At 69.7% G+C, this 23,328-nt stretch carries 12 protein-coding genes; 7 read left to right on the top strand and 5 right to left on the bottom strand.

The genetic code is table 11. From position 1 onward, the window contains the following. Positions 1–63 precede the first annotated feature (63 nt). Both recQ and ACYVGY_RS02000 read right to left on the bottom strand, forming a co-directional pair. Entirely contained in the window at positions 64–1,875 is a 1,812-nt protein-coding gene (gene recQ / locus ACYVGY_RS01995; protein ID WP_460455808.1) for a DNA helicase RecQ, read from the bottom strand. Positions 1,876–1,960: 85 nt separating this feature from the next. Continuing rightward, positions 1,961–2,473 (bottom strand): Dps family protein, encoded by a 513-nt coding sequence (locus ACYVGY_RS02000; RefSeq protein WP_460455809.1) that lies wholly within the window; start codon positions 2,471–2,473, stop codon positions 1,961–1,963. A gap of 89 nt (positions 2,474–2,562) precedes the next feature. On the opposite strand from ACYVGY_RS02000, the gene hrpA reads away from it, so the two are divergent. The 3 genes from hrpA to ACYVGY_RS02015 all read left to right on the top strand — a co-directional run bounded on the left by hrpA (position 2,563) and on the right by ACYVGY_RS02015 (position 10,463). Continuing rightward, the gene (gene hrpA, locus ACYVGY_RS02005) at positions 2,563–6,612 is read left to right on the top strand and encodes an ATP-dependent RNA helicase HrpA (protein WP_460455810.1); all 4,050 of its coding nucleotides are present in this window, start codon (positions 2,563–2,565) and stop codon (positions 6,610–6,612) included. 71 nt (positions 6,613–6,683) lie between these two features. Beyond that, positions 6,684–8,807 carry a RelA/SpoT family protein gene (locus tag ACYVGY_RS02010; RefSeq protein ID WP_460456246.1) on the top strand — a complete coding sequence of 708 codons (2,124 nt, stop codon included), beginning with the start codon at positions 6,684–6,686 and terminating at the stop codon, positions 8,805–8,807. Positions 8,808–8,870: 63 nt separating this feature from the next. Next, the gene (locus ACYVGY_RS02015) at positions 8,871–10,463 is read left to right on the top strand and encodes a hypothetical protein (RefSeq protein WP_460455811.1); all 1,593 of its coding nucleotides are present in this window, start codon (positions 8,871–8,873) and stop codon (positions 10,461–10,463) included. Here ACYVGY_RS02015 and ACYVGY_RS02020 read toward each other — a convergent pair. After that, positions 10,460–12,523 (bottom strand): glycosyltransferase, encoded by a 2,064-nt coding sequence (locus ACYVGY_RS02020; protein ID WP_460456247.1) that lies wholly within the window; start codon positions 12,521–12,523, stop codon positions 10,460–10,462. The two genes, ACYVGY_RS02015 and ACYVGY_RS02020, sit on opposite strands and share 4 nt — an antisense overlap. Before the next feature lie 2,492 nt (positions 12,524–15,015). Between ACYVGY_RS02020 and mrcB the strand changes: the two genes are divergently transcribed. From mrcB to tsaB, 4 genes are read left to right on the top strand one after another with little or no spacing between them, the layout of a single operon-like run. Next, on the top strand, positions 15,016–17,394 hold the full coding sequence (mrcB, locus tag ACYVGY_RS02025; RefSeq protein ID WP_460455812.1) for a penicillin-binding protein 1B: 2,379 nt from the start codon (positions 15,016–15,018) through the stop codon (positions 17,392–17,394). Position 17,395: 1 nt separating this feature from the next. Continuing rightward, entirely contained in the window at positions 17,396–17,917 is a 522-nt protein-coding gene (locus ACYVGY_RS02030) for a tetratricopeptide repeat protein (protein WP_460455813.1), read from the top strand. Next, complete coding sequence (locus tag ACYVGY_RS02035) at positions 17,918–19,930, top strand: ATP-dependent DNA helicase (RefSeq protein ID WP_460455814.1); 2,013 nt, start codon at positions 17,918–17,920, stop codon at positions 19,928–19,930. Continuing rightward, positions 19,927–20,619: a tRNA (adenosine(37)-N6)-threonylcarbamoyltransferase complex dimerization subunit type 1 TsaB gene (gene tsaB, locus ACYVGY_RS02040; protein ID WP_460455815.1), complete on the top strand. Its 693-nt coding sequence runs from the start codon at positions 19,927–19,929 to the stop codon at positions 20,617–20,619. Before ACYVGY_RS02035 ends, tsaB begins: the two co-directional genes overlap by 4 nt. Positions 20,620–20,686: 67 nt before the next feature. On the opposite strand, the gene mgtE is transcribed toward tsaB, so the two are convergent. Together mgtE and ACYVGY_RS02050 are read right to left on the bottom strand one after the other, a co-directional pair. Next, the gene (gene mgtE / locus ACYVGY_RS02045; RefSeq protein WP_460455816.1) at positions 20,687–22,048 is read right to left on the bottom strand and encodes a magnesium transporter; all 1,362 of its coding nucleotides are present in this window, start codon (positions 22,046–22,048) and stop codon (positions 20,687–20,689) included. 148 nt (positions 22,049–22,196) lie between these two features. After that, positions 22,197–23,201: a polyprenyl synthetase family protein gene (locus tag ACYVGY_RS02050; protein ID WP_460455817.1), complete on the bottom strand. Its 1,005-nt coding sequence runs from the start codon at positions 23,199–23,201 to the stop codon at positions 22,197–22,199. Positions 23,202–23,328 lie beyond the last annotated feature (127 nt).

A 23,328-nucleotide genomic window follows, 5' to 3' on the forward strand; every position in this document is an offset into this window, starting at 1 on the left:
ACGTCATGGTAACGGCCAGCGCCGCGTCTGCGATGGCTGGCGCGTGAACGCGGCCAGCCGGGCTCAGGCGGCTTCTACCTCGCGCAGGGCCGCCAGCACCTGCTCGCCGTAGCGTTCGAGCTTGGCCGCGCCGACGCCGCTGACCTGACCCAGGGCATCGAGGCTGCCGGGACGGCGCTCGGCGATGGCGCGCAGGGTGGCGTCGTGGAAGATCACATAGGCGGGCACCGACTGCTCCTTGGCCAGTTCGGCGCGCAGCCGGCGCAAGGCCTCGAATACCGGTTGGTCGGCGGCATCGAGCGCCACCGGTGCGGGACTGCCGACGGCACGGGTTCCGCGCTCGCGTTTGCGCACCGACTCTTCGCGCAGGTGGACCGTCTGGCCGCCCTTGAGCACCGGGCGGCTGGCGTCGGTGAGGCGCAGGCTGCCGTGGCCTTCGACGTCCACTTCCAGCAGGCCCATCGCTATGAGCTGCCGGAACACGCCCTTCCATTGGCGCGCGTCGAGGTCGCGCCCGATGCCGTAGGTGCTGAGCTGGTCGTGGCCGAGCTGGCGGATGCGTTCGTTGTCGGCGCCGCTCAGTACGTCCACCAGATGGGTGACACCAAAGCGCTGGCCGGTGCGGTAAACGCAGGACATGGCTTTTTGCGCCGCCACGGTGGCGTCCCAGGTGCGCGGCGGCTCCAGGCAGTTGTCGCAGTTGCCGCAGGCATGGGGATAGTCTTCGCCGAAGGCGGCGAGCAAGGTCTGTCGCCGGCAGCGGGTGGATTCGCAGTAGCCGAGCAGGACGTCGAGCTTGCGGCGCTCGAGCCAGCGGCGTTCTTCGCCAGCCTCGGAGTTCTCGATCATCTGGCGCAGCATCACCATGTCGCCCAGGCCGTAGCAAAGCCAGGCTTCGGCGGGCTCGCCGTCGCGACCGGCGCGGCCGGTTTCCTGGTAGTAGCCCTCCAGTGACTTGGGCAGGTCCAGATGCGCCACGAAGCGCACGTCGGGCTTGTCGATGCCCATGCCAAAGGCGATGGTTGCGCACATCACCACGCCGTCTTCGCGCAGGAAGCGGCGCTGGTTGGCGGCGCGGATGCCGGCATCGAGGCCGGCGTGGTAGGGCAGGGCGGTGATGCCCTGCGAGGCGAGGTACTGGGCGGTTTCCTCGACCTTGCGGCGCGACAGGCAGTAGACGATGCCGGCGTCGCCCCGGTGCGCGCCCAGGAAGTCGAGCAGCTGGCGCCGTGCATTGTCCTTGAGCAGTACCCGGTAGCGGATATTGGGCCGGTCGAAGGAGGTGATGAACTGGCGCGCTTCGTCCAGGCCCAGGCGCTCGGCGATTTCGCGCCGGGTTGGCGCGTCCGCCGTAGCGGTGAGGGCGATGCGCGGCACCTGCGGCCAGCGTTCGTGGAGCAGGTTGAGTTCGCGGTATTCGGGCCGGAAGTCGTGGCCCCACTGGGAAACGCAGTGCGCTTCATCAATGGCGAACAGCGCGATATGGCTGCGCTCGAGCAGGCGCAGGAAACGATCGGTGAGCAGGCGCTCGGGCGCCACGTAGAGCAGGTCCAGGTCGCCGGCCAACAGCCGCGCCTCGACCGCGGCGGCGGCCTCGCCCGACAGCGAGGAGTTGAGGAAGGCGGCGCGCACGCCCAACTGCTCGAGCGCTTCGACCTGGTCCTGCATCAGCGCGATCAGCGGTGAGACGATGATGCCGGTGCCTTCGCGCAGCAGCGCAGGCACCTGGTAGCACAGGGATTTGCCGGCGCCGGTCGGCATCAGCACCAGGCAGTCGTTGCCGGCGACCAGGTGGTCGACCACGGCGGCCTGTTCGCCGCGGAAGTCGGCATAGCCGAAGACACGGCGGAGCAATTCTCGGGCGGGGGACGTCATGGTGACAGTTTACCGGCCCCGGTCGCGGAAACGGCGACGGGTTTCCCCGTCGCCGCCTCGGAAAACCACCCGGTGGGCCCTTGGCTTACTCGAGCAGCGAACGCAGCATCCAGGCGTTCTTCTCGTGCACCTGCAGGCGCTGGGTGGCCAGATCCGCCGACGGATCGTCGCCGGCGTTGTCGGCGGTCTTGATGACCTTGCGCGCGGTGCGGCAGACGGCTTCGTTGCCGACCACCAGCTGGCGGACCATTTCACGCCAGTCCAGGCCGCCGGGGGCCTGCTCTTCCTTGATGCTCGAGAGCTTCACGAATTCGGCGTAGGAGCCCGGCGCCATGTAGCCCAGGGCGCGGATGCGTTCGGCGATTTCGTCCAGCGCGGTCCATTCCTCGGTGTACTGGGTCATGAACATGGTGTGCAGGGTATTGAACATCGACCCCGTCACGTTCCAGTGGAAATTATGGGTCTTGAGGTAGAGCGTGTAGCTGTCGGCCAGGAAGCGGGACAGTTCGTGGGCGACCTTCTTGCGGTCTTTTTCATCGATGCCGATGTCTATCTTCGGCGCGCCAGCGGGGGTGCTATGGGTCTTCTTGGAAGCCATGTGTTTCCTCCTTGCTTGATGACCTTTCCATACTACTCCCGTGAAGGTTTAGCGAGGATGAAGCCGCCTCGCTCGTTACAATGCCGGTCATGCCGCCGTCCTCCCTGCCGCCGCCGCCTGCCTTCCCCGACCACGCAGCGCTCACCCGCGACCGCGGCCGGCTGCTTCGGTTGCTTGGCCAAGTCCGCAAGGCACCCGACGATGCTGCGCGCCGTGCCGCCTACGAGCAGGCCTTGGCCAATTCGGTGGCAGAAAAGGCGCGCCGTACCGGTCAGGCGCCCACGCCATCCTTCGACGAGGCGCTGCCGGTGGCCCGCGAGGCGGAAGCGCTGGTCGAACTCATCCGCAGGCATCCGGTGGTCGTGGTGGCGGGCGAAACCGGCTCCGGCAAGACGACCCAGTTGCCGAAGATATGCCTGGCGGCAGGCCGCGGCAGCGCCGGAATGATCGGCTGCACCCAGCCGCGCCGTATCGCCGCGCGCGCGGTGGCACGGCGTGTCGCCGAAGAACTGCAGTCGCCCTTGGGCGGCGCGGTCGGCTACCAGGTCCGGTTCACCGAGAACGTCGGTGAAGGCACCTACATCAAGTTCATGACCGACGGCATCCTGCTGGCCGAGATCCAGTCCGATCGCTGGCTGTCGAAGTACGACACCATCATCGTTGACGAAGCCCACGAGCGCAGCCTCAACATCGATTTCCTGCTGGGCTATCTCAAGCAGCTGGTGCGCAAACGGCCCGACCTTAAGCTGGTTATCACCTCGGCCACCATCGACACCGAGCGCTTCGCCCGGCATTTCGACGGCGCGCCCATCGTCAGCGTCGAGGGCCGCAGCTTTCCGGTCGAAGTGCGCTACCGGCCGGGCGATGACGAAGACGCGGCCGCCGAGCCCGCGGCCGCGGCACCGCGGCGCCCACCCGCGCGCGCGCCCGAGCCGCGCGACCGGCCACTGGCCGAGGCGATCGTGGCGGCCGCCGATGAGATCACCCGCGAAGACCCGCTGGGCGACGTGCTGGTGTTCCTGCCGGGCGAGCGTGAGATCCGCGATGCGCATGCCGCCCTGAACCGGCGCAAATATCGCAGCACCGAAGTCATCCCGCTGTACGCGCGGCTGTCGGCCAAGGACCAGGACAAGGTGTTCAACCCCGGGCCGGGCAGGCGCATCGTGCTGGCCACCAATGTCGCGGAAACCTCGCTGACGGTGCCGCGCATCCGCTACGTGATCGACCCCGGCGTGGCTCGCGTCAAGCGCTACAGCCCGCGCGGAAAGCTCGACCGGCTACACATCGAGCCGGTCAGCCAGGCCAGCGCCGACCAGCGCAAAGGCCGCTGCGGCCGCATCGCCGCCGGCATCTGCTACCGACTGTATTCGCAGGCCGATTTCGAAAGCCGTCCGCGCTACACCGACCCCGAGATCCTGCGCGCCTCACTGGCCGGCGTGATCCTGCGCATGCTGACGCTGGGCCTGGGCCAGGTGGAGGACTTCCCCTTCATCGACCCGCCGGATCCTCGTGCGATCGCCGACGGCTGGCAGACCTTGGGCGAGCTGGGCGCGGTGGACGAACAGCGCCAGCTCACCGCCATCGGCCGCCAGATGTCGCGGCTGCCGGTGGACGTGAAGCTGGCCCGCATGCTGGTGGCGGCCGAAGCCCTGGGCTGTCTGGCCGACATGACCGTGATCACGTCCTTCCTGGGCATCCAGGATCCGCGCGAGCGTCCGGCCGATGCTCGCGAGAAGGCGGACAACGCCCACGCCGAATTCGCCGATCCGAACTCGGAATTCCTCGGCATCCTCAAACTCTGGGACGCGCACCACCAGGCGCACGAGGAGCTTACCCAGTCCAAGCTGCGCGACTGGTGCGAGCGCCGCTACCTCGCCTTCCTGCGCATGCGCGAGTGGCGCGAGCTGCATCGGCAGCTGCTGTTGGCCTGCGACGAGCTCTGGACCAGCCATGCCAACCGCGGCCCGTCGGCCGCGCCCGCCGCTGGCGCGACCGCGCCGTCGCGACCGGCACGCAAGCCCGCGGCCGACCCCGGGGTACAAGCTGGCGTGGCCCTGCATCGGGCCCTGATCGCGGGCCTGCCGGCCCAGGTCGGCCACCGCAGCGAAAAAGGGTTTTACGATGCGCCGCGGCAGCGCAAGTTCCAGCTTTTCCCCGGCTCATCCCTGAGCAAACCCGCGCCCACGGCGGCGTCCAAGGCCGCCGGCGGCCGGGACGGGCTGCCGGCCTGGGTGCTGGTGGCCACCCTGCTCGACACCCAGAAGGTGTGGGGCATGACGGCCGCGCGCATCGAGCCCGACTGGATCATCGCCGAGCTGCCGCACCTGTTGGCGCGCAAGCATTTCGATCCGCACTGGTCGCGGCGCCAGGGGCGGGTGGTTGGCAGCGAGCAGATCTCGCTGTTCGGCCTGGTGCTGGCGCCAAAGAAGCCCGTGCACTACGGCGGCCTGTATCCGGCCGAAGCGCGTGAAATCTTCGTGCGCCAGGGCTTGGTGCCGGGTGAAGTGGACACCCGCAGCCCGTTCCTGAAGCGGAACCTGGCCACCCTGGCGCAGGCTGGCGAAGAGGAAGCCAAGCTGCGACGCGCTGGCCTGGTGGCCGATGAGGATTGGCAGGCGCGCTGGTACCTCGATCGGCTGCCGCCCGATCTCAATTCCGTGGCCGGGCTCGACAGTTGGTACGGCAAGCTGCCGCCCGAGCAGAAAAAGGCGCTGGAATGGTCCCTGGCCGACCTGCTGCCCGGCGAGGGCAGCGAGGCCGAGCGTTTCCCGAAGTATTTCGCGCTCGGCGATGCACGGCTCGCGCTCCACTATCGCTTCGAGCCCGGCCATGCCGAAGACGGCGTCACCCTGGATTTGCCGCTGCATCTGCTGATGGCGCTCGACGCCAGTCGCATCGGCTGGCTGGTGCCCGGGCTGGTGGAAGAAAAGGCCACCGCGCTGATCCGCGGCCTCCCCAAGACGCTCCGCCGCAACTACGTACCGGCGCCGGATTTCGCCCGTGCCTTCGCCCAAGCCTATCCCCAGCCCGAGGCCGACAGCCTGCCCGGCAGCCTGGCCCGATTCCTGACCCGCGCCACCGGCGCACCGGTGGCGGCGCTGGATTTCGACCACGGTGCGCTCGACGCCCACCTGCGCATGAACCTGCGTCTGGCCGAGCGCGATGGCCAGGTACTGGCGCAGTCGCGTGAGCTGGCTGAACTCCGCGCGCGCTGGAGCGACCGCGCCGAGCGCGCGTTCGCCGAGCGCGCCGGCGAAGACCTCGCCCGCGACGGACTCACTGCCTTCCCCGATACGCCGGTGCCGCGCCAGGTGCCGGGCGCCGCCGGCGTGCCGGCCTGGCCGGCGCTGGTGGACCAGGGCGACACCGTCGCGCTGAGCGTTTTCGCCGACGCCGACGAAGCCGCCCGCGAACACGATGCCGGCGTTCGGCGCCTGGCGACGCTGGCGCTGGCTGACAAGCTGCGCCAAGCCCGCAAGCAGCTGCCGGTGTCGCCGAAGCTGGCGCTGCTGTACGCGGCTATCGAAGGCTTTGCGCAGGCGCCGGGTCAGGCACCCGCGCACGAGCATCTGCGCACCGATCTGGCCCAGGCCGCACTCAACGCCGTGCTCGAAGGTGATTTCACCGACGTGCGCGATGCCGATGCCTTCCGCCGCCTGCTCGACGGCGCCGGCAAGCGTCTGTTCGCCGAAGCGATGTCGCGGCTGCAGCTGGCCGAGTCGATCCTGGGCCTGGTGGCCGAGATCAAGCCGCGGCTGGAGTCGCCGCTGTTGGGCTGGGCCAGCGGCAACCTCGACGACCTCAAGGCCCAGCTCGCCGGCCTGGTGCCGCCGGGCTTCCTGCGCGATTCCCCGGCCGGGCTGCTGGCCGAATACCCGCGCTATCTCAAGGCGCTGTCGCTGCGGGCCGAGCGTGCGCTGCGCGACCCCCAGCGCGACCAGGCGCGCATGCTTGAGCTCAAGCCCTTCCACGATGCGCTGGTGGCCGCCCGCCGCAGCGGGCGCGAGCGCGAACCCGCCTGGCAGGCGCTGCGCTGGGACCTTGAGGAGCTTCGCGTCTCGGTATTCGCGCAGGAGCTCGGCACGCGCCGCCAGGTCTCGGCCAAGCGACTCGCACGCCAGCTGCAGGCCCTGGCCTGAGCCCAGGCTCTCGATCTGGTTAGACTGCCTGCAGGCGCGACCCCACTTTCGCGCGCAGAAACGTCTACGTGATTCCGCCCCGCCATCATCCGCCGCGGCTGCACACCTGGCTGGCCGAACACGGTCCGGCGACGCCACTGCTGTCGGCGCTGGGCGCGGCCGCGCATGCGCTACCGCATGCGCCCGAGGAAAGCCTGGCGGTACGCGTGCTGGCCGTACTGCAGCCGCTGCGCGTCGATCCCGAGGTATTGGCCGCCGCGGCGCTGCATCTGTGGCCGGCCCTGCGCGCCGGGCTGGGCGAGGAAAACCTGGGCAGCCGGCTGCCGCCCCTGCTCGAAGGCCTGGCGGCCGCCGACCAGGTGCGCGCGCTGCACCACCAGCGTCAGGGCAAGGGCAGCGCCGAAGGGCTTCGCCGCCTGCTGCTGGCCCTGGTGCGCGACCTGCGCGCCGTGCTGGTGCTGCTGGCGATCCAGCTGGTTCGCCTGCGCGAGGCCGGCGCACTTGAACACGAGGCGCGTCACGACCTGGCTGAACTCACCTCCGACATCTACGCACCGCTGGCCAATCGCCTGGGCATCTGGCAGCTCAAGTGGGAGCTCGAAGACCTGGCGTTCCGCTGGCTGCAGCCTGAAACCTACCAGCGCATCGCCCGCTTGCTGGACGAGAAGCGCAGCGATCGCGAACGTTTCATCGAAGATGCGATGGCCCGCATTCGCGTGGCGCTGGCGGAGGCCGGGATCGCGGCCGACGTCGCCGGCCGTCCCAAGCACATCTACAGCATCTGGAAGAAGATGCAGCGCAAGGGCGTGCCCTTCAGCGAGCTCTACGACATCCGCGCGGTGCGGGTGCTGGTGGACGACATTCCGGACTGCTACGCGACCCTGGGCCTGGTTCACCAGCTGTGGCCGTCCATACCGTCCGAGTTCGACGACTACATCGCCCATCCCAAGGGCAATGACTACCGTTCGCTGCACACGGCAGTAGTCGGGCCGGGCGGGCGCACCCTGGAGGTCCAGGTCCGCACCCACCAGATGCACGAGCACGCCGAACTGGGCGTCGCTGCGCACTGGCGCTACAAGGAAGGCGGCGGCGCCGACGCCAGCTTCGAGCGCAAGGTCGCCTGGATGCGCCAGCTACTCGAAGCCCGCGACGAAGGCGAGGACGCGCTGATGGCCGGATTCTCCACCGAGCTGGTGGAGGATCGTGTCTACGTGCTGACACCACGCGGCGAGGTGATCGACCTTCCGCGCGACGCCACCGTGCTCGACTTCGCCTACGCGGTGCATACCGAGGTCGGGCATCGCTGCCGGGGCGCCAAGGTCAACGGCCGCATTGTCCCGCTCGACCATAAGCCGATCACTGGCGATCGCATCGAGATCCTCACGGCCAAAACCGGCGAGCCGCGCCGTGACTGGCTGATGGCCAGCAATGCCTTCCTCGCCACCAGCCGCGCCCGCGACAAGGTGCGCGCGTGGTTCCATCGCATCGATCGCAGCAGAAACCTGCAGGCCGGCAAGGACCTGTTGGACAAGGAGCTGCGACGCGTGGCCATGACCCATGCCGATCTGTCGCCGGTGCTGGCCAAGTTCCGGCTCGACAGCGCGGACGAGCTCTACGTGGCCCTGGCCCTGGCCGATCTGGGTCCCAGCCAGGTCAGTCGCGCGCTGCACGATCACGCACAGGCTCAGAACGCGCCGTCCGAGCCGGTCTCGCTGGTGTCGCGTCGACCGGCGCCAGCCCTTGCCAAGACCCCGTTCACCGTCGAAGGCGTGGGCAACCTGCTCAGCCAGATCGCGCGCTGCTGCCAGCCAGTGCCGGGCGACCCGATCGTGGGCTACCTGACGCGCGGCCGGGGCGTCAGCCTGCACCGCGCCGGCTGTCCGGCGGTGCAGCGGCTGCTGGCGCGCGAGCCGGACCGGCTGCTGCCGGTGGAGTGGGGCGGCACGCGTGCGTCCAGCTATGAAGTGGACGTGGTGGTGCAGGCCTTCGATCGCAAATGGCTGCTCAAGGACATCACCAACGTCATCGCCCAGATCGGCGTGAATATCCTGGGCTTGCAGACCCACGTGGACGAGGCGCAGGGTCTGGCCGAACTTCGGCTGGCGGTGCGGGTGGGTGATTTCGGCCAGCTCAGCGAACTGCTGGGGCGGTTGAGCGCCGTGCCGGGCGTCCAGGATGCGCGCCGCGTCGGCTGAACCGCTGCGGTTCCCGTTCAGGGGTCGCTGCTATCCTGCCGCCATGACCCAGACCCCGACGCCATGAGCGACCGCCGCGCCGATCCCGGCCAGACGCCCGCCCTGGGCGCGCTGGACCAGCTTGATCTGGCCCGTCCCTCGGATCGCCAGCCCCCGGCGCCGCCGGTCGCCCGGGCGCGCCGCGTCTGGCCCTGGGTGCTGGCCCTCGTCGCCGGACTGGCGGTGGTGCTGGCGCTGGTGCTGGGCCAATGGCGCGAACAGATCGGCCGCCAGTTGGTGCCCGAATCAGCCATCAACCGCCAGATCGAACAGGCCCAGCAGGCGCTGGCTCGCGGCGAGCTGACGCGCGCGGACGGCACCGGCGCTCGCGAACAGTTCCAGGCCGTGTTGGCCCGCGATCCCGACCATCTCGCGGCCCGCGCCGGCATGAATGCCGTGCGCGATGCCGCCGTGGCGCAGGCTCGCCAGGCACTCGCCGCTGGCGACGCGGAAACCGCCGCCCAGCACCTGGCCCTGGCCCGTGCGATGGCGGCACCCGCCGCCGACCTGTCGCTGCTCGAGCTGCAGCGGCAGCGGCTAGAGGACACCGGCGCCGACGTTGCCGATCTTCTGGGCCGGGCCCGGGAAGCGCATGCGGCCGGCCACCTCGAGCAAGTGCCCAATGGCGCGTTGGCGCTTTATTCGGACGTGCTGCTGCGCCAGCCGGACAACGCCATCGCGCTCGACGGCCGCCGTGAAATCCTTGCCGGCCTGCTGCGTCAGGCCGATGCGGCGCTGGCGCGCGGCGAAACCGATGTCGCCCTGGCCTTGGTCGCGCGCGTGGTCGAGGCCGATCCCAGCCACTTGGGACTGCCGGCGCTGCAGGCCCGGCTGGGTGAAGTGCAGCAAGGGCGGCAGCGTGAGCGCGAGGCCATTCTTGCCGAAGCGTCGGCAGCACTGCGTGCCGGCCGGCTGGAGGCGGCGGCGGCGGGGTTCCTGAAGCTGCAGGCGGTAGAGCCTGATGCGGTCGAGGCACGCCAGGGTTTGCAGGATGTGGCCGCGGCGCTTGCCGCGCGGGCCCGGCGCGAAGCCGCCGACTTCGACTTCGCGGCCGCTGAAACGTCGCTGGCCCAGGCCCGCGAATGGGCGCCGGACTCCCCGGATGTTGCCGCGGCGGCGCGCCGGGTCAACGAAGCGCGCGAGGCGCGCGCGGCGCTGCCGCCAGCCTCCGAATCGGACCCGGGCCGGCTTCTGGCCCTGCTTGAGCGCGCGCGCGCTGCGATGCGCCGCGGTGACTTGATCGATCCACCTGGCGAGGCCGCCTGGGACTTCCTGCGCCAGGCGGCTGCACTTGACCCTGGCAGCGCCGACTTGCGCGACGCCCAGTCCGAGTACGACCGTCGCGCCCGTGCCTGCTTCGAAGACGAGCTGGCCAGCAACCGTCTTTCCGCCGCCCAAGCCTGCCTGGACGCGCGGGCCGTTCGCGAGCGCGGCGTCGACGAATTGGCCGCTGACCGTCGCCGCCTGGCGGATCGCTGGCTTGCCTTCGCCGAAGAGCGCCTCGGCGCCAATGAGCTGGCCCTGGCGCGTCGCGCCCTGCAGTCGGTGCGAACAATCGACCCGGCGCATCCGGGCCTGGCGCCGCTGTCCGAGCGCCTGGCGCGAGCCGGCGGCTAGCGCGGCGGCAGCTGGGCCAGCAGCGCGTCCAGGGTTCCGCGCACGGCCTCGCTGGAGAAGTGCCGACGGGTGTTTTCCTGGCCTCCGAGCGCCAGCGCCTGCCATAGCGATGCGTCTTCGCAGAGCCGCTGCACCGCCGCAGCGAAACCTTCGGCGTCGTCTGCCACCAGCACATCCACGCCGTCGGTGAGGAACATGCCTTCGGTTGCGCAGGACGTCGCCACTACCGGCAGGCCGTGGGCCAGTGCCTGGTTCACCTTGCCCTTGACCCCCGCGCCGTAGCGCAGCGGAGCTAAAGAAATCCGCGACGACGCCAGCAGCGGCCCCAGGTCGGGGACGTGCCCGTGGAAATGAATGCCCGCGCGCTCGCCCAGCGCCGCGACCTCGGGTGATGCGTCGCCACCGACCAGATGCAGCGTCATGTCCGGCAGCGCTTCGCGAATGCGCGGGAAGATCTCGTCGGCAAGCCAGTGGGCCGCGTCTACGTTCGGCGGGTGCCGGTAGCTGCCTACGAACAGCAGTCCCTGACGCTGGTCGTGCGGAAGACCGCGCTCAGCGACCTCGTGGATATTGGAAACGACATCGATGCGCGCGCCGGGGACCGCGGCTTCGAGTATGGTTTTTTCCGCGGCGCTGACGACCCAGGTGGCGTCCGCGGCGGCGATCAGCGCCAGTTCGGTTCGCCGGGTGCGTTCGGCGGCACGGCGTAGAGTTTCATCATTGCCCACTTCGGCTTCGCGCGCTTCGCGCAAATAATGCAGGTCCACCGTGTCGAATACGATGCGTGCGGCCGGCGCATGCCGCCGCAACAGCGGCAGCAACGGCGACAGCACATAGTGGCGGCTGGCGATGACCAGGTCGAAGCGGCCGCCCTCGGCTTTCAACCAGCGGGGCACGTCGGCCAGGTGCGGCGTCCACCAGACCTCCACGCCCAGCTGCTGCAGCGCACGGGTGTAGTCGTCGTCGTGGCTGCGGTCCTCGTTGAAGAAGCTGACGGCGCAGCCGGCCTCGCGCAGCAGGCGCAGCAGCGCCAGCATGCGCACCGAACCGGAGTCGCGGTCGGGATGCGGCGTGCAGGCGTCCAATACCAGCACGCGGTGACGACGGCCGCGCTCGCTGGCCAGCACCGGATCGGTGCCCGGCGCCGCGTGCGTGGCGGCCAAAACCTCACGCCAGCGTTCGAGGAACCGCGCCTGGTTGATGACCTGGTGCTGCTTCACGCCCTGCGCCAGGTCGGTGCCCGAACTGACGCCTTCGTGGTGGACCACGACTGAAGCCGGCTGGTAGCGCACCTTCAAGCCGGCGGCGCGTACGCGCATGGCCAGGTCGGTGTCTTCGTAATAGGCCGGGGCGTAGTGAAGGTCGAAGCCGCCGAGTTCGGTGAACAGCGCGCGCGGCACCGCGATCGAGGCGCCGGAGCAGTAGTCCACCTCGCGCACGAAGCCGTAGCGCGGATGCGCGGGATCGTCGAAGCGTCCGTAGTTCCAGCCCGAGCCATCGGCAAACACGATGCCGCCCGCTTCCTGCAGCCGGCCGTCGGGATAGACCAGCTGGCTTCCCGCCAGTCCCGTGTCCGGATAGCGCTTGAAGGTGTCCAGCAGGGCGTCCAGCCAGCCTGGCCGTACCGTAGTGTCGTTGTTGAGGAACACCAGGAACTCGCCGCGGGCCTCGGCGGCGCCGGCATTGCAGGCGCCAATAAAGCCCAGGTTGACGGCATTGCGCACGTAGCGCAGCCCGGGAACGGCGGGCAGCCGCTCGGGCGTGGTGTCAGCGGAGGCGTCGTCCACGACGATGACTTCGAAGGCCGTGTGGTCACCGCAGACAGCCAGCGAGTGCAGGCAGGCCAGGGTGTAGTCGAGCTGGTTGTAGGCTGGAATGATGATGCTGGCGCGCGGCGCGTCGGGATGGATCAGGCGCAGCGGCCGATCGCGCATATCAGCGGCGGGGGCCTGGAACACGGCGGGGCTGGCGCCGCGTGCGGCCCGACGCTCGCGGACGCGCTGCCAGGTGCCGGCGAGCCCGCGCGTGCGCAGGCTGGCCAGTACGCGTCCGGACACCATGCGCAGGTGGCGGACCCGATAGGCCAGCGCCAGCCGCTGGTTGCCGAGCCATCCCGCCAGCGCGCGCGGCAGGGCCGTGGCGCGCCAGGTCCGGCCGGTGAAAACCTGCTGCAGATGGGCATGCGCTTCATCGCGCTGCGACAGGGCGACGTCGCGCTGACGAATCAGGTCCATGCGCTCGCGCTGGAGTTCGTCGCGCGATGCGGCGAGGACTTCCTCGGATTCGACGAGCGCGGAACGCAGCGCATCGAGCTCCGCGCCCCGTTCGCTGATTCGCCCGGCATAGTGCGCGTTCGAAGCCTCCATGATCGCGATAGCCGCGGACTGGCTCTCGATGGTCTGGTCCTGGATCGCGATCTGCTCGCCCAGCACGGCCAGTGCCCGCTCGCGCGCTGCGATCTGTTCGGCCTGTGCCGCGGCCTGTGCGCTGGCGCGGGCTTCGGCGGCGCTGCGGTCAGCGGCGTGTGCCTCGGTCAAGCCTTGATTTCTAGCCGTCAGTGCCTCGATCTCGCGCTGCGACGCATGCGCCGCTTCGGCGCGCAGGCTTATCTCAAGCCGTGCGGCCGCCAGTGCATGCTCGGCATGCGAAAGCTGGCCTGCCAGGGCGCGTGCCACGTGCTCGGCGGTGATGCGACGCAGTGTGTCGGGGGTTGCCGGCAGCAGCTGCAGGGGCGCCGGATTGCCCGGCAGGCACTGCCGCCATGCGTTTGCCATCGCCGCCAGATCGGGTTGCGGCGGCGGGGGCAAGGCGCGCTCGCGATCAACCTGGCGGCGGTCAGCGGCCAGCGCAGCCAGCTTCGCATTCACCAGCGCGGCCTCGGGCGGCAGCACCCAGCCGCGGCCCAGTGCGGCCAGTCGCGCCGCCGGCGCACCCGGTGCCGCGCACAGCACCGGCAGGCCCAGTGCCAGCACCTCGGACAGCATGTAGCTGAACGTCTCGGGGACGGTGGACGGCAGCAGCGCCAGGTCGGGCGCAATGCGCTCGACCTCCGTGGCGAGTTCCTCGTGTGCGTAGTCGAGGATGACCTCGATGTCGTCGCGACCCCAGAAGGCGCCGCCTCGGTAGCCGCTGCCCAGCAGCACCAGTTCGACGTCGGCGGGCAGGGTGTCCAGCATGGCCTGCAGCAAGCGCTCGCCTTTCTCGCCGTGGATGCGGCCGGGGACCAGCACCCGCAGCCTTCCGCCCGGTCGCGGCGCCGGGGGCGCGAGCCGCGGCAGCCGCATCACGCCGTGCGGCAGGATGTCCCAGGGCGCGTCGGCCAAGGCCGGAGCGATCGCCAGAAAGCGGTCGCGGGCAAACTCGCTCGGCGCGACCAGCGTCACGCCCTGCGTCATCACCGTGCCGATGAAGCCGGCGCGGAGCGTCATCCACGGACCGGCCTCGCGGCCGCGGAAGGGAAATGACTCGTCGGCGTCGGCCAGTCCCTGCTCGAGTGCGCCGCGGTCGAAGGCCTCGGTCCGGGGGTCGCGGATGTCGTGCAGCAGGGGCCAAAGCGGGAACGCGTCGTGCGTGCAGATTGCCGTCGGCAGGCCGGTACGCAGTACGTCCAGGCTCAGCCCAATCAGTGAGGACACCAACACGGCACCGACGCCCCATTCCCGGATGATCTCGTCCAGTACCTGACACAGTTCGGGTGAGTGGAGGCTGCAATCCTCGATCGGCTGCGACAGGGTCCAGGTGCGCAAGGGTGCGGCATCCAGGTCCAGGTGCAGGCAGAGGCGCCGGCCGAAGGGCGGCAGGTCGTTGTCGCCGCGCGCGACCAGCAGCAAGTGCTGGCGCGCGTAGTCGCCGCTGGCCAGGTCGCGGGCGAAGCGCTCCACGCCGCCGCCCCAGTTGTGCAGGGCATGCAGCAGCACCGGTCGCGCCGAGACGACGCCTTCGGCCGTGGCGCCGGCGCGCAGGCGCTCGCGCAGCGCCAGGATCGGCTCGGGCTCGGTGCCGCCGTGCGGCGTCGCGCGGCCACCGGCATACAGGCAGGGCAACAGCGCCGGACGCAGCGTGTCTGCCTTGATGTCTGCATCGGCCGCCGGGGCGCCGCCGCGCCAAAGCGAGCACACGCTCGACCATCCCTGCCAGGCGAAAGACGCGTGCTCGCCCAGGCTCCAGGCGAGCGCGTCACGTCGCGCCGGCGCCAGCGCCGGGTCGAACAGGTTCCAGCCTTCGTCTATCGCTGACACCAGGTCCCAGTCGCCGCCTGCGAGCGCGGCCTGTAGCCGGGCGCCGGCGTCGGCAGGCAGCCAAGCGTCGGCGTGCACCAGCAGCACGTCGCGTCCTGGGTACTGCCGGCGCGCGTTCACCAGCGCCTGCTCGGCCGTTGCCGCCACGCCATCCACGCGCGACCACGCCGGCCAGTCGCCCGCGCCGGCCGAAGCCGGGGCGTCGGCCCAGGCGCTGATGACCGGAAGGGAAGAGGCATCCATGCGTTGCGTTCAGTCTCGGTAGGGGGGTGGGTGTGGCAGCCTGTTAGACTCGCCGCACCTCCGGATTATCCATGTCCGTGCCTCGTAACGCTTCCCCCAAGAAATCCAGCCCTGACAACGCCCGCCCACGCTGGCGCACGTGGCTATTGCGCGGTGCCCTGCTGGCGCTGGGCTTGGCCGTGGGCATCGGCGTGCCGGTGTTTTGGCTGCTCGACAAGCAGGTTCGCGCCGAATTCGAGCAGTTGACCTGGCAGGAACCGACCCGCGTCTATGCCCGGCCGCTGTCGCTGGCGCCCGGTCAACGCCTGGATATCGCCACGCTGGAGCTGGAGCTGGCCGCCTCGGGCTACCGCAAGAACGCCGGTGGCGACCTGCCGGGCACCTTCCAGCGCGAGGAGGGGCTGTTCCGGATCGCCACCCGCGGCTTCATCGACCTCGACGGCCCGGTGCCGGCCCAAAAACTGGACCTGGTGCTGGCGCGAGGACGGATTGCCAGCGTCACCGAGCGCGGCTCGGACAAGGCGCTGGCCGCCGCGCGCCTGGACCCGGTCCGTATCGCGACGCTCTACGGCGGCAGCCTGCAGGTCGAACGTCGCCTGGTGCAGCTCACCGACGTGCCGCCGCTGCTGGTGACCGGCCTGCAGGCGGTCGAAGATCGAAATTTCAAGCATCACCACGGCATTGACCCCTGGGGCATGGTGCGCGCGATGTGGGTGAACGTGCGCGAAGGCGAGCTCGAGCAAGGCGCCAGCACCCTGACCCAGCAGCTGGTGCGCAGCCTGTTCCTGACGCGGGAGAAGCGCTGGAGCCGAAAATTCCGCGAGATCGCCTATTCGCTGATCATCGAGGCGCGCTACGACAAGCAGCGCATCCTGGAGGCCTATCTCAACCAGGTCTACATGGGCCAGCAGGGCAACCAGTCGATCCACGGCGTCGCGGCCGCGGCAGAGTTCTGGTTCGGACGCGAACTGGGCAGCCTTCGCACCGAGGAAATGGCCATGATGGTGGCCATGATCAAGGGGCCGTCGGTCTACGACCCGCGGCGTCACCCCGAAGCCGCCAAGACCCGCCGCGACATCGTGCTGTCGGTGTGGCATGAGCTTGGGCTGATCGACGCCGATCAGGCGCGCCGCGCCCGCGAGGCACCGCTGGGCGTCAGCAGTCGCCCTGGCGTGGCCAGCAATCGCTATCCAGCCTTCATGGATTTGGTGCGCCGCCAGCTGGCGCGCGACTACCCGGCCGACGCGCTTCGTGGTGCCGGCCTGAACGTGCTCACCACGCTCTCGCCTTCGGCCCAGCAGCTGTCGGAGCAAGCGGTCAGCGAAACGCTCGCCAAAGTTCAGAAAAAAGATGGCCCCGCGCTGCAGGGCGGCCTGGTCGTCAGCGACACCGCCAACGGCGAAGTGCTGGCCATGGTGGGCAATCGTGCGGTGGCGCAGCCGGGCTTCAACCGGGCACTGGAAGCGCAGCGGCCGGTGGGGTCGCTGCTCAAACCCCTGGTCTACCTGCTGGCCCTGGCCCAGCCCGACCGCTGGTCGCTGGCGACGCCGGTGGACGATGCGCCGGTGACCATCACCCTGCCCAATGGCCAGTCCTGGAACCCCGGCAACTCCGACGGCCAAAGCCACGGCCGGGTCAGCCTGCTCGACGCGCTGTCGAAGTCCTATAACCAGGCCACCGTCCGCGTCGGCATGGATGTCGGCCCGGAGCGTTTGGCCGAGCTGCTCAAGGTGCTGGCCGGCCTGCGGGCGCCGGCCAATCCTTCCCTGATCCTGGGCTCGGTTGACCTAAGCCCCTTCGCGATGGCGCAGGTCTACCAGTTCCTCGCCTCAGGCGGTGAAATCCAGCCCCTGCGCGCCGTGCGTGGCGTGGTGGATCCGCGCGGCAGTGCGATCAACCGCTACGACTTCGACGCCGCGCCGGCCAAGGAAGGCGACGCCATCGCCGCGCGCCTGGTGACGCTGGCGCTGCAGGATGCCGTGGCCAACGGCACCGGCCGCAGCCTGCTGTCGGATGGCCTGGGCCACCTTCGCGTGGCCGGCAAGACCGGCACCAGCAACGACAGCCGCGACAGCTGGTTTGCGGGCTATACCGGCGACCATCTGGCCGTCGTCTGGGTTGGCAACGACCAGAACGAACCCACGGGCCTGTACGGCGCCACCGGCGCGATGCGGGTCTGGTCGGCGCTCTTCACCCAGTTGCCCAGTTCACCGCTGGACGTCGGCATGGGTGGCCTGGAGTGGGGTTGGGTGAATGCGGCGGAGTTCGCCACCACCGAGGAAGAATGCGAGGGCGCGCGCCGCTATGCGTTCGTGGCGGGCTATTTGCCGCCCGAGCACGTGAGCTGCGTCAAACGCGGCTGGCTGGACTGGTTCCGCTTCGGCGGCGATAAAGACGAAAGCGACCAGGACCGCGATCAGCGGCGCGACGGTCGCCGCGAGGATGGATGAGATGAAGTTCGCGGGTTTGATGGTGCTGGCGCTTTTCCTCGCTGGCTGTGGCAATAGCGGCGGCAACGCGGCGACCACCGCGCCGTCGCGCGCGAAAGCCAAGCTCGACCTCGTCGCGCTGGTAGCCAGCGTGCGCGAGGTCGGCGTCCAGGGCGTGGAACTGGAAGTGCAGCCGCTGCGGGACCCACAGGTCGACGACCTGCGGCAACAGGCCGAAACGCAAGAGGCGGCAGGCGACCTGACCGATGCGGTGGCAACGCTGGACCAGGCGCTTGCCCTGGTGCCCGGTGATCCGGATCTGCTGCAGTGGAAGGCTGAGCTGGCGCTGCTGCGCCGCGCCTGGGTCGAGGCCGAGCGCCTGGCCAACCAGTCCTATGAAAGCGGCCCCCGCCTGGGCGGGCTGTGCCGCCGCAACTGGACCACGATCCAGCACGCGCGCCGCCTGGGTGGCGACGCCGACGGGTCCGAAGTTGCGCGCCGCCAGGTGGATGCCTGCACGGTGGCGCCGCCGGTCCGCATGTAGGTGGACGACCTGGCTGAACGCACCCGCGCGGCCCTGGCTGATGGCGGGCCGCTGGCGCGAGGTTTGGCCGGTTATTCGCCGCGCCCGGCGCAGGCGCAGCTGGCCGAAGCGGTCGCGCAGGCCATGGACGGGCGCGAGACCCTGATCGCCGAGGCGGGCACGGGCACCGGCAAGACCTACGCCTACCTGGTGCCGGCGCTGCTGTCGGGCCAGCGCACCATCATTTCCACCGGTACCCGCGCACTGCAGGACCAGCTGTACCACCGCGACCTGCCGCGCGTTCGCGAAGCGCTGGGCGCGAGTCTCAAGACGGCGCTGCTCAAGGGTCGCGCGAACTACGTGTGCCAGTACCGTCTGGAGCAGGCCAAGGGCGAGAAATTTACATCCCGCGAAGTCGCGGCCCAGTTCCAGCGAGTCGTGGCCTGGGCGGGCCGCACGCTGCGCGGCGACCTGTCGGAACTGACGGATATCGCCGAGGATTCACCGCTGTGGCCGCAGGTCACCTCCACCGCCGACAACTGCCTGGGCGGCGACTGTCCGTTCTGGAGTGAGTGCTTCGTAGCCAAGGCACGCCAGCAGGCGCAGGCGGCGGACGTGGTGGTGGTCAACCACCATCTGCTGCTGGCCGACCTGGCGATCAAGCAGGAGGGCTTCGGCGAAATCCTGCCCGGCGCCGCCGCCTTCGTGCTCGATGAAGCACACCAGTTGCCCGAGCTCGCCGCGCAGTTTTTCGGCGAAGGCCTGAGCGCGCGGCAACTGGTGGACCTGTCGCGTGACGCGCTGGCGGAATGCAAGAACGTCACTGCTTCGCTTGCGACCCTGCTGGCGCCGGCACGCAGTCTCGAGCACGCAATGCGCGAGGCGCGGCTGGTGATGGAGGGCCTGCCGCAGCGCGGTCCGATGGCGCGGCTCGTTTCGCAGCCCAAGCTGCCGGCCGCGATGGACATGCTGGAGCACGCCCTGACGGAACTGGCGCGTGCCCTGGCGCCCCTGTCCGACGCATCGCCGGGCTTCGCTGCCTGCGCCGATCGTGCCGCGGAACTGCAGCGTCGACTCCACGCCTGGCGCAACGCGCCGATACCGGAAGATGCAGGCGAGAGTGACGACGCCGATGCGCCGACCGCCGCCACCGGCGACGCCGACGCGTATTCGGTGCGGTGGTACGAGCTGACGCCGCGTGGTTTCACCCTGCAGCGCACGCCGCTGGACGTGTCCGGGCCGCTGCGGAAGTATCGCGAGCAGAGTCGCGCCGCCTGGATTTTCACCTCGGCGACGATGGCGGTTGCCGGCGACTTCCGCCACATCGGCAAGCGCCTGGGCCTGGATGCGCCGCGCGAGCTGCTCCAGCCCAGTCCTTTCGATTGGCCGAACCAGGCGCTGTGCTATCTGCCTCGCAACCTCCCCGAGCCCAACAGCCGCGAGTTTCTCAACGCCATGCTCGACGAGGTCTGGCCGGTGCTGGAAGCGTCGAAGGGCCGCGCCTTCCTGCTGTTCACCTCGCACCGCGCGCTGCGCGAGGCCGCTGAACAGCTGCGCGAAGGGCCGTGGCCGCTGTTCGTGCAGGGCACCGCGCCGCGCAATACGCTGCTCGAGCAGTTCCGGGCCTCGGGCAACGGCGTGCTGCTGGGTGCCGCCAGTTTCTGGGAAGGCGTGGACGTGGCCGGTGAAGCCCTGAGCGTGGTCGTAATTGATCGCATTCCGTTCGCGGCGCCCGACGATCCGGTGTTGGAGGCCAGGCTCGAGGCTGTGCGCCGCACCGGCGGCAATCCGTTCCGCGACGAGCAGCTGCCGCAGGCGGTCATCGCGCTCAAGCAGGGCGTTGGCCGACTGATTCGCAGCGACCTCGACCGCGGCGTGCTGATGCTCTGCGATCCGCGCCTGGTCAGTAAATCCTACGGCCGCCTGTTCCTCGACAGCCTGCCGCCGTTCCCGCGCACCCGCGTGCTGGCCGATGTGCAGGAATTTTTCGCGGCACAATCGGCCGATATCGAAACCGACGAGGCCCTGCCTTGAAGCTGCTTGCCATCGAAACCAGCACCGAGGCCTGTTCGGTCGCCATCTACGTGGACGGCGAGGTGCACGCGCGTCACGAGCTTGCGCCGCGCCTGCACACCCAGCGGGTACTGCCCTGGGCCGATGAGCTGTTGGCCGCGGCTGGCCTGCGCAAATCCCAGCTCGACGCGATCGCCGTCGGGCGTGGCCCGGGCGCATTCACCGGCGTGCGCCTGGGTATCGCCATCGTGCAGGGGCTGGCGCTGGCGCTCGATCGCCCGGTGCTGCCGATCTCCACGCTCGCGGTGCTGGCGATGCAGGGGCAGGGCGAGGACATCCTTGCGGCGATCGACGCGCGCATGGGCGAGGTCTATCTCGGCGCCTTCCGGCGCGAGGCCGACGGCCTGGTGACAGCGGTCGGCGACGAGGTGATCGTGCCGCCGGCGCAGGCGAATGCACCGTCGGGCAGCGTGTACGGCGTCGGCACGGGGTTCAGCGCGGAGCAGGGTGCCTTGGCGGCGCGGCTTGGCGCTTCGCTTCGTGGCTTTGACGCCGCGGCGCTGCCTCGCGCCGCCGACCTGGCCCGGCTGGCCGCCCGCGCCTTCACCCGCGGCGAAGCCATCGCCCCCGACGCACTGGAGCCCGCCTACCTGCGCGACAAGGTGGCGCTGACGCTGGTCGAGCAGGGCAAGCCGCAGCCGACCCTGTAGGAGGGCCTTCAGGCCCGAAGCTTTTCGGCGAAGAGCTTCGGGCCTGAAGGCCCTCCTACAGGGGGCTCTATTTCAGCAGGACCAGGGTGGCCAGGCCCAGGAACGAGAAGAAGCCCATCACGTCGGTAACCGTGGTCAGGACCACGCCACCCGCCAGGGCCGGATCCATGTTCAGCCGGCGCAACAGCAGCGGCACCGCAACGCCGGCCAGCGCAGCGGTGACCAGGCTGATCATCATCGCCGCACCGATCACCACGCCCAGCATCGCGTCGCTGAACCACAGCCCCGCTACCGTTCCCACCACCAGCGCCCAGGCCAGGCCGTTGAGGAGGCCGACCATCACTTCCTTGCTGAAGAGCGCGCGCAGGTTGCCGCTGCCGACCTGTCCCAAGGCCATGCCGCGGACCATCAGCGTCAGGGTCTGGGTGCCGGCCACGCCGCCCATGCTCGCCACGATCGGCATCAGCACGGCCAGCGCAACCAACTGCTCGAGCGTGGCGGCGAAACGTCCGATCACCCACGAGGCCAGGAAGGCCGTGGCCAGGTTGAGACCCAGCCAGATCGCCCGCCGGCGCGCGGCGCGCGGGACCGGGCTGAACAGGTCCTCGTCTTCGCCCAGGCCGGCGGCACTGAGCGCCTGGTGCGCGGCATGGTCACGGATGATATCGACGACGTCATCGATGGTGATGCGGCCGAGCAGGATATTGTTTTCATCCACCACCGGCGCCGAGATCCAGTCGTGGTCGGAAAACTGGCTGGCGACTTCGTGCGACAGCGTCTCGACCGGGATGGCTGGCTGTTCGTCGTCTATGAGTTCGTTGATCGGGGTCGTGGCCGCGTGGATCAGCAGGGACGAGATCGCGATGCGGCCCAGGTACTGGTGCCGGCGGCTGACTACGAACAGGTGGTCGGTGTGTTCGGGGATCTCGCCGCGCAGGCGCAGGTAGCGCAGCACCACGTCCACGGTGACGTCGGTGCGCACCGTGATCACGTCCGGATTCATCAGGCGTCCGGCGGTGTCCTCGCCGTAGCCGAGCACCTGCTCGAGCCGCTCGCGGTTTTCGCGGTCCATCGACTTGAGGACTTCGTCGATGACGGTGTCGGGAAGATCTTCGGCAAGCTCAGCCAGGTCGTCGATGTCGAGGTCTTCGACCGCGGCGACGATTTCGTCCGGATCCATCTCGGCGAGCAGGAATTCGCGGACGTCGTCGCCGACGTGCACCAGTACCTCGCCGTCGTCCTCGGGATCGACCAGCCCCCAAACGATGCCGCGCTTGGTGGCCGGCAAGGACTCGAGCAAGTTGCCGATTTCAGCCGGCGAGAGCGAGTTCACCAGCCGCCGCACCGGACCCAGGCGGCCGGTGTCGAGCGCGTCCGAGAGGAGGCGTAGCTGTCGCGCGGTCTTGTCGTGGCGGACGGCTTCAGCCATCAGGTAACTCCCGGGAAGGCCGCGCCATTATGCGGGCCACACCCGAAATCGCCTACCACCCGCCGCATGTAGGAGGGCCTTCAGGCCCGAAGCCCTTCGCCAAAAGCTTCGGGCCTGAAGACCCTCCTACACGGGGTTGGTCACTGGGCTAGTGGTTTCGGGCGATGGCGTAGTGGGCCAGGCCGTACATCGCCTCGCGCCAGGGGCTGGCGGGCAGGCCGTCTAGCGCGCGGGCGGCGAGTGCGGCGTAGTGTTCGGCGCGCTCGCGGCTGTATTCGATGCCGCCGGTGGCGGCGATGGCCGCGAGAACCTCGGGCATGGCCGACGCGTCGCCGGCCTCGACGATGCCGCGCAGGCGTGTTCGGGTCGCTTGGTCGGCGTGGGCCATGGCGTGGATCAGCGGCAGGGTGGCTTTGCCTTCCGAAAGGTCGTCGCCGAGGTTCTTGCCCAGCGTGGCGGCGTCGGCCGTGTAGTCGAGCACATCGTCGGCGATCTGGAAGGCCAGCCCCAGGTTCATGCCGAAGTCGTGCAGGTGCTGCTGGGTGGCGGCGTCAGCCCCCGCCTGCAGCGCACCGAGCCGGGTGGCCGCGGCGAACAGAACGGCCGTCTTGCGCTCGATCACCTTCAAGTAGGTGGCCTCGTCGGTGTCGGGGTTGTGCACGTGCAGCAGCTGCAGCACCTCGCCCTCGGCGATCTGGTTGGTGGTGTCCGCCAGCACCTGCATGATCGGCATGGAGTCGAGCTCGACCATCAGCTGGAAGCTGCGCGAGTACAGGAAATCGCCGACCAGCACGCTGGGCGCATTGCCCCAGAGCGCATTGGCCGTCTTGCGGCCGCGGCGCAGGTCCGACTCGTCCACGACATCGTCGTGCAGCAGCGTCGAGGTATGAATGAATTCCACGATGGCCGCCAGCTGGTGCGGTTCGGACCCGGTGTGGCCCAGTGAGCGGGCGGCCAGTACCACCAGCATCGGCCGCAGGCGTTTGCCGCCGGCGGCGATAATGTGCTCGGAAATCTGGTTGATAAGCATCACGTCCGAGGCCAGCCGGTCGCGGATGAGCCGATTGACGGCCTCCATCTCGCCGGCAGCGAGTTGCTGGATATCGGCGATGCCGGGCAGGGTGGGGGCGTGGTCGGGGGCGCGGGCTGACATGGCCCAATTATAGGGCTTAGTGCGTGGGGAGGCGGCAAGGAGGAAGGCCGGCAATGGCTTACCCGCCCGGCCGGCCGCGGCCTACGCCGCCCATCGGCCAAGGCTGGCATAATGGCCGCCGGCACAG

This window comes from Arenimonas alkanexedens, assembly GCF_054781355.1.

Excerpts from the sequence above, each read along its gene's own strand:
- recQ (WP_460455808.1), bottom strand. The coding sequence starts at position 1,875 with ATGACGTCCCCCGCCCGAGAATTGCTCCGCCGTGTCTTCGGCTATGCC.
- ACYVGY_RS02000 (WP_460455809.1), bottom strand. The coding sequence starts at position 2,473 with ATGGCTTCCAAGAAGACCCATAGCACCCCCGCTGGCGCGCCGAAGATA.
- hrpA (WP_460455810.1), top strand. The coding sequence starts at position 2,563 with ATGCCGCCGTCCTCCCTGCCGCCGCCGCCTGCCTTCCCCGACCACGCA.
- ACYVGY_RS02015 (WP_460455811.1), top strand. The coding sequence starts at position 8,871 with ATGAGCGACCGCCGCGCCGATCCCGGCCAGACGCCCGCCCTGGGCGCG.
- ACYVGY_RS02020 (WP_460456247.1), bottom strand. The coding sequence starts at position 12,523 with ATGGTGTCCGGACGCGTACTGGCCAGCCTGCGCACGCGCGGGCTCGCC.
- mrcB (WP_460455812.1), top strand. The coding sequence starts at position 15,016 with ATGTCCGTGCCTCGTAACGCTTCCCCCAAGAAATCCAGCCCTGACAAC.
- ACYVGY_RS02030 (WP_460455813.1), top strand. The coding sequence starts at position 17,396 with ATGAAGTTCGCGGGTTTGATGGTGCTGGCGCTTTTCCTCGCTGGCTGT.
- mgtE (WP_460455816.1), bottom strand. The coding sequence starts at position 22,048 with ATGGCTGAAGCCGTCCGCCACGACAAGACCGCGCGACAGCTACGCCTC.
- ACYVGY_RS02050 (WP_460455817.1), bottom strand. The coding sequence starts at position 23,201 with ATGTCAGCCCGCGCCCCCGACCACGCCCCCACCCTGCCCGGCATCGCC.